Source organism: Salimicrobium salexigens (genome assembly GCF_900156705.1).
GTDB lineage: Bacteria > Bacillota > Bacilli > Bacillales > Halobacillaceae > Salimicrobium > Salimicrobium album.
Genome location: NZ_FTOK01000001.1, coordinates 311637 through 324982 on the forward strand (window position 1 = coordinate 311637; position 13346 = coordinate 324982).

The window sequence follows — 13346 nt, forward strand, 5'->3', positions numbered from 1 at the left end:
CGACCAGGCTAAGCGTCTGGTCGTTTTTCCTATTCAAAAGTCGTATTTTGCATCCTCCGCTTCCCTGATTTGGCGGTATGTTTCTGTGAGCACCATGGTATCTTCGACGAGACGGTCGAGTCGGAAGAAAACATCATCACTGATAATTTTCTTATTGAGAAAATCTTCGTCGTTCAGGAATACGTACGTCTGCACAATCTGCGCTTTCATATAGCCAAGAATCGGCTTCAGCTGCTGTTCCGGAATCAGAAAGTGTTTGTCCGATCCTGCGGTAGCGTATATGCTGACGATTTTCCCTTCTAGTCCGTCCTGAGGAAGAAGGTCGAAAATGTTTTTAAGTGTAGCTGGAATCGACGCCTGAAAGATAGGAGTGCCGATGAGGACAGCGTCCGCTTCCATAATTGTTTGCGCAACGTATCCCGTGTCTCCTTTATAGTCCAGATAGTTTCTCCCGTCACTGAACTCGACATCGTTATCACCGAGATCGATCAGGGTGAACGTATGGTCCGGATACTGACGTTCCACTGATTCTTTCACATAATCCATCGCTGTTCTCGTTTTAGAGCCGACTTTGGAGCCGGCGAGACCTACAATTTGCATCCGAACTCCTCCTCACTTTTTGGTATGTTTCTTCACTTCCGGAAGAATCTTTTCACCGATCATGTCGATGTTTTTCTTCAATTTTTCAAATGGGACGCCACCGAAGTCCATTTGCGCAATGTAACGCTGATGACCGAATGTTTCGTGCTGGTAAAGGATTTTTTCGATGATTTGCTGCGGACTTCCGACGTTCATTACGCTTCTGGGATCTGCACCTTGGGCAAACATCTGCTTCGAGAAACCGTGTCCGTTCGTTTTCTTCATGCCTTCGTTGAAAAATGGATACGATTCGCGTAACGCTTCCTGCGTCGTTTCGCCAGGATAGAAAAACCCTGCCATAGAGACCGGGAGTTCATCCGGGTTGTGGCCGCCCTGAGCCGCTGCCTGTCGGAAGGTGTCCACGGTATTTTTGAAAGTGGAGACAGGACCTCCAAGCGCGGCAAAGAACATCGGCACGCCTTCGTACCCGGCTTTCATCGCACTTGCCGGGTGTCCGCCGACGGCACGCCAGATTGGAAGTTCCCCGTGCATCGGGCGTGGGAGAATGTGTGCATCTCTAAGTGGGGCACGGAAATTCCCGCTCCAGTTAAGCACTTCCTGTTCATTGATTTGACGCAGAAGATTGAATTTTTCTTCGTAAAGTTCCTCATAATCTTTCAGGCTGTAACCGAGGAGCTCGAAGTTTCCGGTGCGGGAGGCTCTCCCCGCAATCAGTTCGGTACGTCCACCTGAAATCAAGTCGATCGTTGCGAAATCTTCGAAGACACGCACCGGATCGAGGGTACTTATAATCGTGGAGGAACTGGCTATTTTTATTTTTTCCGTTGCCTGAGCGATGGCGCCGAGCACTACGGAGTGTGCCTGGGTCGTGAAATAGTCCTGGTGACTCTCTCCGACACTGAAAAAGTCGATACCCGCCTGTTCGGCAAGCTGTGATAATTCAATGATTTCGTTGAGTCGTTGGGACGCCGGGATACGCTCGCCGGTCGACGGGTTCGGCAAATGATCACCGAGAGTATATAATCCGAATTCTAATCCATTCGAAGGGTCCAATCCATATTTCATCAAAAACTCACCTTTCTCTTTTCATGTTTCTAATGTTAGTATGAGGGATAACAGAATGAATGAGAAGTACGTACTTTCAAGTAAGATAGTATCATTGATGATACCTATGGAGGGCACAGCGATGAACGAACATATTAAACCGGATCAATGTCAGGTCCAGGAAGCTATCGGGATATTGGTGGGGAAATGGAAACCGATTATTCTGCTCCATCTGATGAAAGAAGGAACACAGAGGTTCAGTGAATTGAAGCGGGAAATCCCCGAAATTACTCAGAAGATGCTGACGAAGCAATTGAGAGAATTGGAAGCGGAAGGGATTGTGGACAGGAAAGTCTATCCGGAGGTTCCGCCGAAAGTGGAGTATTCGATTACCGAGTATGGTAAAGAGTTGCAGCCGATTCTGGAGGCGATGCATGAGTGGGGGGAGAAACATGCTCAAATGAAGAAGGAGAGAGCGTGAATTATTGTGCTAAAGTAAGGAATGATTTAGCCGTCAGTATTGAAAGAAATTGAAACACAGTGTTGCACGACGTTGGGCGGGCCCAAAGTGATAGTACAGTTTCGCAATAGTATTATACGAAAAATGAAAACAGAGTCGCTTCAGTATTCCCTCATCTCTCAAAGGTTTTCTGCAATTTAATTAAACTTTTATTGCGAACGAAGGGGACTATGATAGTACCTGTTCTTTCATAAAATAAGTGGCGAAGAAGAGAGAAAGGAGTTTCTTATGAAAACGGCATTCATTGCAGACATTCACGGAAACGCTACAGCACTGCAAGCGGTACTGGAAGATATAAAACGTCAGGAGGCAGACCGTGTGGTAGTCCTCGGAGATCTCTGTTACCGGGGCCCGGAACCGAAGAAGTCGCTGGATCTTATACGAAATCTCGATGCTCCGGTCATCAAAGGTAATGCAGACGCCTGGATTACCCGCGGCGTGCGGGACGGAGAAGTGCCGGAGAAGAATATTAAAATGATGAGGGAAGAAAGAGAATGGGTGGCGGATAAGCTTACGGAAGATGATATCTCCTATCTTAAAAACTTGCCGGAAAGTGTAACGGAAACAATCGGTGAGAAGGACGTATACTGCGTTCATGCGACGCCGGACAGCCTGTTTGATGTAGTGAAACCCGATACTCCCGAAGAGCAGGTGAAAGAAGAATATTTCGATAAGAAAGAAGCCGATGTTTATCTGTATGGCCATATTCACTTGCCTTATGTACGTCCTCTCGAGGGAAAAGTGATTGCGAATACCGGCAGTGTCGGCTTACCGTTCGATAACGATCCACGTGCTTCTTATCTGATAGTGAGCGAAAACAGTATGGAACTCCGCAAAGTTTCTTATGACGTTGAAGAAGCAGTGAATAAATTGTATGAGAACGACTATCCCCAGGCCGATCTGGTCGCGGATGTATATAGAAGCGGGTCACTATAATGAGCTTGCCGGATCTTTCCGGCAGCTTTTTTATTTCGACCCGTCCAACCAATATTCCTGCAAACGTACGTTCTTGATTTTTTAACGGAAAGAAGATATCTTTAGAAAAGAAAGGACGTGACCGGCCGATGACTAAAGTCGTCATTTTAGCGGAAAAACCTTCCCAGGCGAAAGCGTACGCGGAAGCTTTTTCTGTTCAAACCAAAACGAAAACACATATTCAGCTTAAACCGGATCCCATTTTTCCGGAGGGTGCCACCATTACGTGGGGAGTGGGCCATCTTGTGGAACTTAAAGAACCGCAGGATTACAGGAAAGAATGGAAGAAATGGAAGCTTGAGGAGCTGCCGATAGTACCGGAAATATTCCAGGAGAAAGTGGCGAAAGGAAAGTGGGAACAGTTCCAGGCGGTGAAACAGCTGTTTAAGCAGGCGGATGTCATTGTGAATGCTGCCGATGTGGACCGGGAAGGATCGAATATTTTTTACAGTATCTACACACTGATAGGTGTGAAAAAGCCTGTGAAACGTCTGTGGATCAACTCCCTCGAGAAAGACGAAGTGAGGGAAGGGTTCCGTCAGTTGCAGAATAATGAGAAAGACAGACGTATGTTTGAAGAAGCGAAAGCGAGACAGATCAGTGACTGGCTCGTCGGAATGAATGCAAGCCGGCTTTTTACGCTGCATCTCCAGAAAAAAGGGTTCGGCAGTCACTTATCCATCGGCCGGGTCCAGTCTCCGACCGTCTATCTTATTTACCAGCGGCACAAAGAAATCGAAGAATTCGTTCCGGAACCTTTCTACCAGATAGAAGGCTCGTTTAAGGCAAAGAAGGGGACATACAAAGGTCTTGCCAAAATAAAGGAGAAAGACAAAGCGAAAGTGCAGGCGCTCATGGAGGAGCACAGTCTTAAAGAAGAAGATACGTACAGAGGTACAGTACGGAAAGTGGACAAGAAGGAAAAGCGTATCAGATCGCCTAAGCTACATTCTTTATCCACTCTTCAAAGCGTGGCGAATCGTATGTGGAAATACCCTCCTGCCAAAGTCCTAAAAATCGCCCAGCAGCTTTACGAGAAGAAACTGTTGTCCTATCCGAGAACGGACTGTAATTTCATCACACAGGGCGAGTTCAATTACTTAGTGAAGAAGGTGGATGATTATCAACAAGTACTTGGAAGCAGCTTCACACCGGCTACATTAAGGCCTGATAAACGATACGTGAACGGGGCGAAAGTAGAAGAACACTATGCGATCATACCGACTAAAACAACCCCGACGGCGAAGAAACTGGAAGGACTCAGCCGGGAAGAAAAGAACATTTACAACGAAGTGCTCGCTGTGACACTCGGTATGTTTCATAGAAATCATGTATATGAAGAAACGAAAATTCATACAGATGTTCATGGCCTCGTGTTCTTTTCCACAGGCAAAAGGGAAGTGGATGCAGGCTGGAAAGAGCTGTTTCCGAAACAGAAGAGAAAAGAAGAAATGCTGCCGGAGGTAAAAGAAGGGGAAGAACCGGAAGCCGAGGTCCATATAAAAGAAAGTATGACTCAGCCGCCAAAACCTTATACCGAAGGACAGCTGATCACGATGATGAAAACTGCCGGAAAGACGGTGGAAGATGAGGAAGATGTAGAAATACTGAAAGAAGTGGAAGGACTAGGTACAGAAGCGACCAGGTCGGGTATCATCGAGACGATCAAGAAACAGAATTATATTTCCGTTACGAAAAACAACGTGGCCATTACTGATAAAGGAATTATGCTGTGTGAGGCCATCGAAGGGACGCTTCTATCCAGTCCGTCCATGACTGCAAAATGGGAAGCGTACTTACGGAAAATCGGTGAGGGGGAAGGTTCGAAACAGACCTTCATAGATAATACGGAAAAGTTCATCAGAAAGCTGATGAAAGAAGCTCCTTCCTCCCTTGAAAAAGTCCAGCTGAGAGATATCGGAGAAACGAAGAAGAAATGGAACGAACCCATCGTCACCTGCCCGTCCTGTAAGACCGGGGCAATCGTGGACCGTTATAAGTTTTATGCCTGTTCCGGTTATAAAGATGGATGCAAAGTAACCTTCCCGAAACGTCTTGCTGGAAAAACGCTTACGGAAAACATGATAAAAACATTGTGTGAAAAGAAAAAAACGAAAGTGCTGAAAGGGTTCAAAAGCAAAAATAAGAAAACGTTCAGTACAGCACTGACGCTGGATGAGGATTACAATATCAAATTCGATTTCGGCGTCCCTGCCAAAGATAAAACAAAATGAGTTGCGAAAAGCCCGGGTCTCAAAGAGAGATCCGGGCTTTTCGGATGGAGATCAATTCATAATGACGGAGCCCTGCAGCAGTTCAGGTTTGGCACCGAGAATCATAAGGAAGACAGTGGAATCACTGATGTTTTCGTATTTTTTCAGCAGCTGTTTCAGTTCGTCGATGTCAGGATGCTCCTTCAGTTTCTGCACTTCCTCCTGATACAGACTCAGTATGGAAGTACGGAGAAATTTAGGGGCATATTTCGGCAGTTCTTCATTCTTTATGAGAGATGCCATATAACCGTATTTCAACTGCAGTTGTCTTGTCAGGCTGACTACGTGTACGAGCTGTTCACCAAGGTCGGGATAGGCCCGCTGGAGGTCGTCAACATCTCTTTTCACTTTATATAACTGGTTCAATCCTGCCACCATGTGTGTCATTATACGTGCACCCCTTTTTCCCATGGTTTCTCGAGACCGATTATTTCAGTAAGTTCCTTACTGTGCTGTTTTCTTATACGGCGGCGTTCCGCTCTTTCTTTCCCGGATTCATAAAGAAACTTTTCTTCTTCGGTTTCCGGAACGAGACGAGGCACGGTTATCGGCTTTTTGTTGTCGTCGAGGGCAACGAAAGTAAGGAATGCCGTTGCCGCCATGCGACGCTCTCCGGTAATCATATCTTCCGCAATGACTTTACAGAAAATTTCCATCGACTTGTTGCCTGTATAAGAAACGTATGATTCGACACAGACAGAGTCCGACTGATGTATCGGGTGAAGAAAGTCGATAGAATCCGTCGAGGCAGTGACACATTCTTTAGCCCGGGCATATCTGCGGGCGGAGAGTGTTGCGTTATTGTCCAATTTTTTCATAAGAGTCCCGCCGAAAAGTGTATTATAATTATTCAGGTCATTGATCATCACCTGATCGGTATTTACGATTAAACTTTCTTTTGGATGTTTCGTTTCCATATGATTCATTCCTTCTTTCCTGTTTGGTCAAATTGTTGATAAACCAAGTGTACGCCCGTTTCCGGGGGAAAGTGAAATAGAAATATATCATCTGTCACATAGATGCTGTCTATGAAAATGTTTTCATCCATGCGTGTCAGGAATGAAAGCCATGAATTAGAGCACGAAAAAACGGACAGGAGAGAAATCAATTCGATGTCTTTCCTATCCGTCAGATGTACCGTATGTTCAGGAGGAGTTTTCGATAAGTCTTTCCTGAGTGAAACGGAGCCACTCTCTGGTAGCGTAAGATAAATAGTGGTTCTTTCTCCATATAAGACCGACGTTCCACTCGAGGGAAGGGTTGCGGATCTTGACGAGCCGGAGGTCTTCTTTCAGTAAATTAGCGACACTATAGGGCAATATGGAAATACCGAGACCTGAAGTGATCATTTTACCGATGAAATCCCATTGGGACGTCTCCGAAATAGTTTTCGGAACAAACCCTGCCGACAGGCATGCATCGTGGATACGCTCATACAGGGCGAAATCTCTGTTGAAAGTGATGAAATCGTCATTTTCCAGTTCCTTCAGGTCTATTCTTCTCCTTCCGGCCAGAGGGTGGGAGGCGGGAAGGACCGCTCTCAACTCTTCTTTGATAAAAGAGAAGGTGTCGAATTCCTCTTCCTCCGGGGGAAGGACGGCTATACCTGCATCGAGGTGCTCATTAAGGATATCCTCTTCGATTTTTTTCGTGCCATTTTCAATCAGCTCGAAAGTGATGCGCGGATGCACCTGATGGAACTCTCCGAGGATTCCGATGAATAACTCTGCATCAAGAATCGGAGGGAGCCCGATTCTTATGTGCCCTTTCTGCAGACCTATCAGGTCATCGAGTTCCGTCTGCAGGTTTTCGGAAGCTTTTACTATCGTTTTCGCTTTGTCATAAATGGCCCGTCCGGCATCAGTAAGTACCAGCTGTTTACGGGACCGGTCAAACAGTTCTACGCCCAGCTCCGTTTCGAGGTTTTTGATCATTTTGCTGATGGTGGGTTGAGTCACGTACAAATGCTCCGCAGCGCGTGTGAAGCTTTCGAACCGGGTGACTTCAATAAAGTACGTAAGATGTCTGATATCCATAGATTCACCTGTTTTCTCCAAGTTTTATGTAAAATTGTATCACAGTAGGCATAAAACATGCCTGACCTCGCTTTTGCGGCGGGAGATCAGGCATGGTTTCCTTATCATACAGCTTTATTTTCTTTCTTTCTCTTTCTTTTCGGGGAAACTTCCCGACTGGCAGCTTTATAGAAGGAATATCCCATCATAAGTACAACGATGGAAAAAGGGAAGGCAGCTATTATGAGAACGTTCTGCAGGCCCTGGGTCCCTCCGAAGTAAGTGATAATCGCTGCCATGGCAGAAAGAGTGAGACCCCATATAATTTTTACACGTCCGCCGGGTTCAAGGGAGCCTTCGGATGAAAGCATGCCGAGAACGAACGTAGCCGAGTCTGCCGACGTAATGAAAAAGATGGCGATAACGACCAGTGTAATAAGCGACATGAAGAATCCGAGCGGATACTCAGCGAGTGTGGCGAACGTAGCAGTTTCCATCGGATAGTCCGAAATAGTCGCAAGACCGCTCTGCTCTACTTCGAGTGCAGAGACGCCGAAAACCGTGAAGAATACGAAGCAGATGATAGACGGGACGAACAGAACTCCGAGCATAAATTCTTTAATAGTACGGCCGCGCGAGATCCGGGCTATGAAAATTCCTACAAACGGTGACCAGGAGATCCACCACGCCCAGTAGAAAATCGTCCAGCTGTCGATCCACGTTCTGTTTTCTTCATTCATTGGGGCAATGCGGAAACTCATGTCGAAGAAGTTGGCCACGTAGCCCCCGATGGAAGCGGTGAACATATTCATAATGTAAAGGGTCGGTCCTATAATCAACAGGAGAACCATAAGGGCAATACCCAGAATCATGTTGATATTACTCAAGTATTTAATACCCTTACTCACGCCGGACCAGGCAGAGAATATGAAAAGTACTGTAGCGACTACAAGGATGATCAGCTGTACCCAGTAATTACCGGGAGCGTCAAAAAGAAAAGCGAGCCCCTGGTTTATCTGTGCCGTACCGAAACCGAGAGTCGCAGCCACGCCTGTGACGGTAGCCACAATAGCCAGCGTGTCGATGATTTTCCCAAGAGTTCCTTTCATTCGGTCCTCACCGAAAATTGGTGTCAGAGTAGCACTGACTAAGCCCGGATAATCTTTATGGAACTTGAAATAGGCAAGTACGAGTGCCACGAGCGCATAAATTGCCCAGGCGTGCAGCCCCCAGTGGAAAAATGAAAAGCGGAGGGAATCCATAATCGCCTGCTCACTTCCGGGCTCTGCGGTCGGACTGTTATTGAAGGCGTGGGAAATCGGTTCGGCCGTTGTCCAGAACACAAGTCCCATTCCCATACCGGCACTGAAAAGCATGGCGAACCAGGAGGCCAGCCCGAATTCCGGTTTTTCATCCTGTTTGCCGAGTTTTATGTGGGAAAAACGTGAGAAAATGAGGTAGACGCAGAAAGCAAGCATTACCATGACAATAAGCAGATAATACCAGCCGAATCTGGTCGAGATGAATGAAGTGGTTGCAGCAGTGACCGTCTTCAGGTTTTCAGGACCGATTACACCCCAGAGAACAAATATAAAACATACGATAATACCATACCAGAATACCGAAGATACCTTTTTCATAAAACCGCTCCTTATGTAATTTAGTATAAAAACTTACCGGGATTAAGAACAGTTACTTATACTAAATAAAAATTGACATTTTTGCAAATTAATATAAAACCTAACGCTCAGTGCCGGTGTTTTACGTTACCCTTATGTCAATTATGTCAAACCGGTTACATCTGTGTTTTTTGGGTTAGTCCCGTTCATAAAAGGGAACAATAGTAGTAAGAAGGAGGTGGGAATGGTGTGGTGGTTTACTATTGGGATGTCGGTGCTTGGAGGACTGATTACACTTACTGCTGTTTTCGATAAAAAGAACAAAAATGATTCCTACAGTCGTTATGATAACGAAGAGACAGTGGAAGAATTTTACCGCGAGCATGGGGCAGTCAGTAAGGCGGAGGATCCGGAATATACCAAATACTTCTGACGGAGGCACCGGCATACGTAAAACGTATGCCGGCTTATTTTTTCAATAAAAAATCGCCTCCTCTGTATAGAGTGAGACGATTTCTTCCGTTTAGACTCCCGCTTTTTCTTTCTTTCCTTTTTTACGGGCTTTTTCTTTTTCGATCTGTTTACTTCTGAGCTGGCCGCAGGCGGCGTCGATATCGGTGCCGTGTTCAGTACGGACCCCGCACTTGATACCTCTGTCCATCAGAGTCTGGTAGAAGTTCAATATGGCTTCTTTGTCGCTCCGCTCATAAGGGTTATCGGCGACAGGATTATAAGGGATAAGGTTGACGTAAGACAGATGTTTCTTATCCATAAGCAGGTCCGCCAGCTGATGCGCTTCTTTCACGTGGTCGTTGACATCTTTCAGCAGTATATACTCGAACGTAATACGTCGATTCGTTTTCTCTAAATAGTAATCGATTGCCGGCATCAGTTTCTCGAGAGGATAGGCCCGGTTAATCTTCATAATCTGGGTCCTCAGTTCGTTGTTCGGAGCATGGATGGAGAGGGCCAGGTTGATCTGGATGCCTTCATCTGCAAACTCATACATTTTCGGTGCAATTCCACTTGTGGAAACCGTTATGTGGCGGGCACCGATAGAGAGACCTTTTTTATCGTTGACGACGTTAAGGAAGTCGATCAGGTTGTCGTAGTTATCGAACGGTTCCCCGATTCCCATCACTACGATATGACTGACGCGCTCGCCTTTTTGTTTTCCGTCAAGGTCATGCTGGACTTTCATGATCTGTTCGGTAATTTCGCCTCCTGTAAGGTCGCGGTTTTTCCTGAGAACACCGCTGGCACAGAAGGAGCAGCCGATATTGCAGCCGACTTGCGTCGTCACACATACGGAAAGTCCGTAGTTAAAACGCATCATTACCGTTTCAATGATGTTTCCATCGTGAAGTTTAAACAGGTACTTGACAGTGCCGTCTTCGGATTCCTGTTTGATTTCTTCGGACAGTGTTTCGATGGTGAAGTTTTCCTTAAGTACGTCTATGCAGGACTGGTTCACGTTTTTCATATCGTCGAAGTCCGTGACCCTTTTCTGATAGAGCCATTCCCACACCTGTTTCGAACGGAACTTTTTCTCGCCATGGTCTACGAGCCAGTCCGTCAGCTGTTCGAACGTCAGTCCGTAAATAGATGTTTTCATAAATACGCTCCTCGTTGTCTAAAATTCGCTATTCCTATAGTAAGGGATAGGAGAAACAGATACAAGATATATGTTTCATAAAGTCAAGTGGAAAGCTTAGAAGGACGCAGGGATGATTTGTGATAGTATGGGTGATGAAGAAATAGCGGAGGAGAGCATCGACTGGAAACGGAATTTTAAGCGGGTGGAGAGATGACATGATATACATATTTATAGCAGTTGCAGGGTTTATCGGAGCAGTGCTCCGTTACATCACAGGGGAAGTTTTATTCAGGCCGGACACGATATTTCCTTTCGCGACACTCTTTATCAATATAGTGGGCAGTTTCCTGCTTTCGTGGTTGACGTTTCATACTCTTCCCATGTCTGCCCAGTTGAAAAAAGCGATTGGCACCGGTGTGCTCGGGTCTTTCACCACTTTTTCCACTCTGAGCGCGGAAACAGTATCGCTGCTGGAGAGAGAGTTCTACGCTGTCGCTTTTTTATACATATCTCTTAGCTTCGCAGGTGGCACTATAGCTGCCATCGCAGGCAGTAAAGCGGGACCGGGGAAGGGGGGAGAAGTGTGACGATTCTTTCAATTATTCTCGTCGGTCTTGGTGGAAGTATCGGCGCCCTGCTGCGTTTTTCTTTCAGTGAAAAATGGAACAGTGGATCATTCCCTACAGGCACGCTGGCCGTCAACTGGTTCGGAAGCTTTTTTTTAGGAGCACTTATCGGAGCCAGGTTTTCCGGACATCCGTTCTTATTTGCGGGCACTGGAATGGCAGGAGCGTTGACCACCTTCTCTACCATGCAGCTGGAAGGAATCACTCTTTATAAAAGGATTGAAAGGAAGAGATTTCTTCTATATCAATTTATAAGCTACACGGGCGGAATCGCTCTTGCCTGGGCAGGAATGTGGGCAGGGAGATTATTCCATTAGCGGGTAGATATTCTTTCTTTTCACTGCTCTTTATTTAGGGTATAGTGAAAGAAATGTAATTCCGGCCGGATGTGAACATAAGCAGCCTTAAGAAACAGAGGCATCAGGTCAGCTATATTTTTTATGGAGTTTTTTAAGGAGGAAGCTGTTTTGATCATAGCGATAATCGTACTGATTTTTGTTTCCCTGTTCTTCTCGGGCAGTGAAACAGCACTGACGGCGACAAACAAAATGCGCCTGCAGTCTCAAGTCGATAAAGGGAACAAAAAGGCTGATAAACTACTTCGTCTCGTTTCCAGACCGGGCGAATTTATTACGACGATACTGATAGGTAACAATATAGCAAATATCCTGCTGCCGACCCTGGTCACCACTCTGGCTATTAAATACGGGTTCAGTGTAGGGATGGCCTCTGCGATTCTGACAGTCGTCATCATCCTTTTTGCAGAAGTCATACCGAAATCAGTGGCCGCCACGTTTCCAGACCGTATCGCGATGATTGTATACCCGGTGATCTGGTTTTTCGTCATTTTGTTCAAACCGCTGACCACTGTGCTGAACTGGTTCACGGACAATCTGAACAAACTCCTCTCCAAAGGACAGCCGAAGGACGTACAGGTATCCAAGGAGGAACTTCGTACGATGGTCGACGTAGCGGACTCCGAGGGACAGTTTAACGAAGAGGAATCATACCGGATCAAGGGCGTGCTTGATTTTTACAATTTGAACGTAAAAGATGTCATGAAGACGCCACGTGTGGATCTGGTGGCTCTGGATAAAGACGCGACTTTCGAAGAAGTGCGGGATGTAGTCGTCAACAATTCCTATACACGCTACCCGGTGTACGACGAAGAAATAGACAACATCGTAGCTGTGTTCCACTCCAAGTTCTTATTCGCATGGTACGAGCATCCGGAGGATCACTTCTCTTCCTATTATGATGCAGAACCCCTCCTCGTATATGAATTCCAGTCGATGGAGTCGGCTTTCAAGAAGATGATGATCAACAAAAAACACCTGGCTGTCGTTCTTGATGAGTACGGTGGTACAGAAGGTATTCTGACACATGAAGATGCGATAGAAGCGATGATCGGCATGGAAATTGAAGATGAATGGGACGACGACAGCGACCCGCTCATTGAACACCTCGGCGAAGACGAAATCATCTGTGACGGGAAAATAACGCTCAGCCGTCTGAACAGTATTTTCGATACGGATATACCTGAAGAAGAGGACGTCCTGGCCGGGTATATTCTACGGGAATGCAACGATTTCCCTGAACTGGGAGAAGTGATTGAACGCGAGCGTCTCCAATTTCAGGTGCTGGAAATCGAAGGCCGTATGATACGCCGGGTTCATATTAAAAAATTGCCTGAGGAGGAAGAATAAATGACGGCGGTTATAGGTGTCGTGCTGGTCGTTATTTTTCACATTACGGTCAGCGAAGTTGTACTGAAAAGGAAATGGGGAATTGAACCGGACAGAACAGGGATGACCTGGGCCGGACGGGACAAACGTTTCGTTGTTCTTGAAGTATTTCTTCTTATTGCGGCTTTTACCTTCCTGTTCCTGACGGGCGGAGCGGATGGTATGTTTTTCGTCGTCCCTCTGCTGCTGGCGGCTTATTTTCTTTCCCAGGTGATAGAAGCCAGGAGAGGGGACGATGGGGACCGCAGCTACTATTATGACGGTCTGGCTGTCCTGTCCCTGTTACTGATGACCCTGTTTTCATTCCTGGGCACCGTCTAAGGAGGTCGCGG

The 13346-nt window shown here is 46.3% G+C and carries 15 protein-coding genes; 8 read left to right on the forward strand and 7 right to left on the reverse strand.

From position 1 onward, the window contains the following. Window positions 1-33: 33 nt before the first annotated feature. Together BW931_RS01575 and BW931_RS01580 are read right to left on the reverse strand one after the other, a co-directional pair. A complete protein-coding gene (locus BW931_RS01575; protein ID WP_076569403.1) occupies window positions 34-600 on the reverse strand; it encodes an NADPH-dependent FMN reductase in 567 nt (188 codons plus the stop codon). A 12-nt stretch (window positions 601-612) separates the two neighbouring features. Further along, the gene (locus BW931_RS01580; RefSeq protein WP_407690196.1) at window positions 613-1665 is read right to left on the reverse strand and encodes an LLM class flavin-dependent oxidoreductase; all 1053 of its coding nucleotides are present in this window, start codon (window positions 1663-1665) and stop codon (window positions 613-615) included. 121 nt (window positions 1666-1786) lie between these two features. Between BW931_RS01580 and BW931_RS01585 the strand changes: the two genes are divergently transcribed. The 3 genes from BW931_RS01585 to BW931_RS01595 all read left to right on the forward strand — a co-directional run bounded on the left by BW931_RS01585 (window position 1787) and on the right by BW931_RS01595 (window position 5373). Beyond that, complete coding sequence (locus BW931_RS01585; RefSeq protein ID WP_076569408.1) at window positions 1787-2125, forward strand: winged helix-turn-helix transcriptional regulator; 339 nt, start codon at window positions 1787-1789, stop codon at window positions 2123-2125. A 267-nt stretch (window positions 2126-2392) separates the two neighbouring features. Next, on the forward strand, window positions 2393-3100 hold the full coding sequence (locus BW931_RS01590; RefSeq protein WP_076569410.1) for a metallophosphoesterase family protein: 708 nt from the start codon (window positions 2393-2395) through the stop codon (window positions 3098-3100). 128 nt (window positions 3101-3228) lie between these two features. Next, complete coding sequence (locus tag BW931_RS01595; RefSeq protein ID WP_076569412.1) at window positions 3229-5373, forward strand: type IA DNA topoisomerase; 2145 nt, start codon at window positions 3229-3231, stop codon at window positions 5371-5373. Window positions 5374-5424: 51 nt separating this feature from the next. Here the strand turns inward: BW931_RS01595 and BW931_RS01600 are convergent, their stop codons facing one another. The 4 genes from BW931_RS01600 to BW931_RS01615 form a co-directional block, all read right to left on the reverse strand. Further along, window positions 5425-5799 carry a hypothetical protein gene (locus BW931_RS01600; RefSeq protein WP_076569414.1) on the reverse strand — a complete coding sequence of 125 codons (375 nt, stop codon included), beginning with the start codon at window positions 5797-5799 and terminating at the stop codon, window positions 5425-5427. Further along, entirely contained in the window at window positions 5799-6329 is a 531-nt protein-coding gene (locus BW931_RS01605; protein WP_008592299.1) for an acyl-CoA thioesterase, read from the reverse strand. Before BW931_RS01605 ends, BW931_RS01600 begins: the two co-directional genes overlap by 1 nt. Before the next feature lie 228 nt (window positions 6330-6557). Beyond that, a complete protein-coding gene (locus BW931_RS01610) occupies window positions 6558-7448 on the reverse strand; it encodes a LysR family transcriptional regulator (RefSeq protein WP_076569416.1) in 891 nt (296 codons plus the stop codon). A 104-nt stretch (window positions 7449-7552) separates the two neighbouring features. After that, the gene (locus BW931_RS01615; protein WP_008592293.1) at window positions 7553-9067 is read right to left on the reverse strand and encodes a BCCT family transporter; all 1515 of its coding nucleotides are present in this window, start codon (window positions 9065-9067) and stop codon (window positions 7553-7555) included. Window positions 9068-9290: 223 nt separating this feature from the next. Here BW931_RS01615 and BW931_RS01620 point away from each other — a divergent pair, with 223 nt between their 5' ends. Next, on the forward strand, window positions 9291-9479 hold the full coding sequence (locus tag BW931_RS01620) for a hypothetical protein (protein WP_008592291.1): 189 nt from the start codon (window positions 9291-9293) through the stop codon (window positions 9477-9479). Window positions 9480-9569: 90 nt separating this feature from the next. Here BW931_RS01620 and rlmN read toward each other — a convergent pair whose 3' ends face one another. Next, on the reverse strand, window positions 9570-10661 hold the full coding sequence (gene rlmN / locus BW931_RS01625; protein WP_076569418.1) for a dual-specificity RNA methyltransferase RlmN: 1092 nt from the start codon (window positions 10659-10661) through the stop codon (window positions 9570-9572). A 197-nt stretch (window positions 10662-10858) separates the two neighbouring features. Here rlmN and BW931_RS01630 point away from each other — a divergent pair, with 197 nt between their 5' ends. The 4 genes from BW931_RS01630 (at window position 10859) to BW931_RS01645 (ending at window position 13335) form a co-directional block, all read left to right on the forward strand. Continuing rightward, the gene (locus BW931_RS01630) at window positions 10859-11230 is read left to right on the forward strand and encodes a fluoride efflux transporter FluC (protein WP_076569420.1); all 372 of its coding nucleotides are present in this window, start codon (window positions 10859-10861) and stop codon (window positions 11228-11230) included. Next, window positions 11227-11586, forward strand: a complete 360-nt coding sequence (locus BW931_RS01635) for a fluoride efflux transporter FluC (protein WP_076569423.1) — start codon at window positions 11227-11229, stop codon at window positions 11584-11586. The genes BW931_RS01630 and BW931_RS01635 overlap by 4 nt, the downstream gene beginning before the upstream one ends. Window positions 11587-11736: 150 nt before the next feature. After that, the gene (locus BW931_RS01640; protein ID WP_076569425.1) at window positions 11737-12975 is read left to right on the forward strand and encodes a hemolysin family protein; all 1239 of its coding nucleotides are present in this window, start codon (window positions 11737-11739) and stop codon (window positions 12973-12975) included. Next, a complete protein-coding gene (locus tag BW931_RS01645; protein ID WP_076569427.1) occupies window positions 12976-13335 on the forward strand; it encodes a hypothetical protein in 360 nt (119 codons plus the stop codon). It abuts the gene before it with no gap. Window positions 13336-13346 lie beyond the last annotated feature (11 nt).

Excerpts from the sequence above, each read along its gene's own strand:
- BW931_RS01575 (WP_076569403.1), bottom strand. The coding sequence starts at position 600 with ATGCAAATTGTAGGTCTCGCCGGCTCCAAAGTCGGCTCTAAAACGAGA.
- BW931_RS01590 (WP_076569410.1), top strand. The coding sequence starts at position 2,393 with ATGAAAACGGCATTCATTGCAGACATTCACGGAAACGCTACAGCACTG.
- BW931_RS01630 (WP_076569420.1), top strand. The coding sequence starts at position 10,859 with ATGATATACATATTTATAGCAGTTGCAGGGTTTATCGGAGCAGTGCTC.
- BW931_RS01600 (WP_076569414.1), bottom strand. The coding sequence starts at position 5,799 with ATGACACACATGGTGGCAGGATTGAACCAGTTATATAAAGTGAAAAGA.
- BW931_RS01610 (WP_076569416.1), bottom strand. The coding sequence starts at position 7,448 with ATGGATATCAGACATCTTACGTACTTTATTGAAGTCACCCGGTTCGAA.
- BW931_RS01595 (WP_076569412.1), top strand. The coding sequence starts at position 3,229 with ATGACTAAAGTCGTCATTTTAGCGGAAAAACCTTCCCAGGCGAAAGCG.
- BW931_RS01620 (WP_008592291.1), top strand. The coding sequence starts at position 9,291 with ATGGTGTGGTGGTTTACTATTGGGATGTCGGTGCTTGGAGGACTGATT.
- BW931_RS01615 (WP_008592293.1), bottom strand. The coding sequence starts at position 9,067 with ATGAAAAAGGTATCTTCGGTATTCTGGTATGGTATTATCGTATGTTTT.
- BW931_RS01645 (WP_076569427.1), top strand. The coding sequence starts at position 12,976 with ATGACGGCGGTTATAGGTGTCGTGCTGGTCGTTATTTTTCACATTACG.
- BW931_RS01585 (WP_076569408.1), top strand. The coding sequence starts at position 1,787 with ATGAACGAACATATTAAACCGGATCAATGTCAGGTCCAGGAAGCTATC.
- rlmN (WP_076569418.1), bottom strand. The coding sequence starts at position 10,661 with ATGAAAACATCTATTTACGGACTGACGTTCGAACAGCTGACGGACTGG.
- BW931_RS01580 (WP_407690196.1), bottom strand. The coding sequence starts at position 1,665 with ATGAAATATGGATTGGACCCTTCGAATGGATTAGAATTCGGATTATAT.
- BW931_RS01605 (WP_008592299.1), bottom strand. The coding sequence starts at position 6,329 with ATGGAAACGAAACATCCAAAAGAAAGTTTAATCGTAAATACCGATCAG.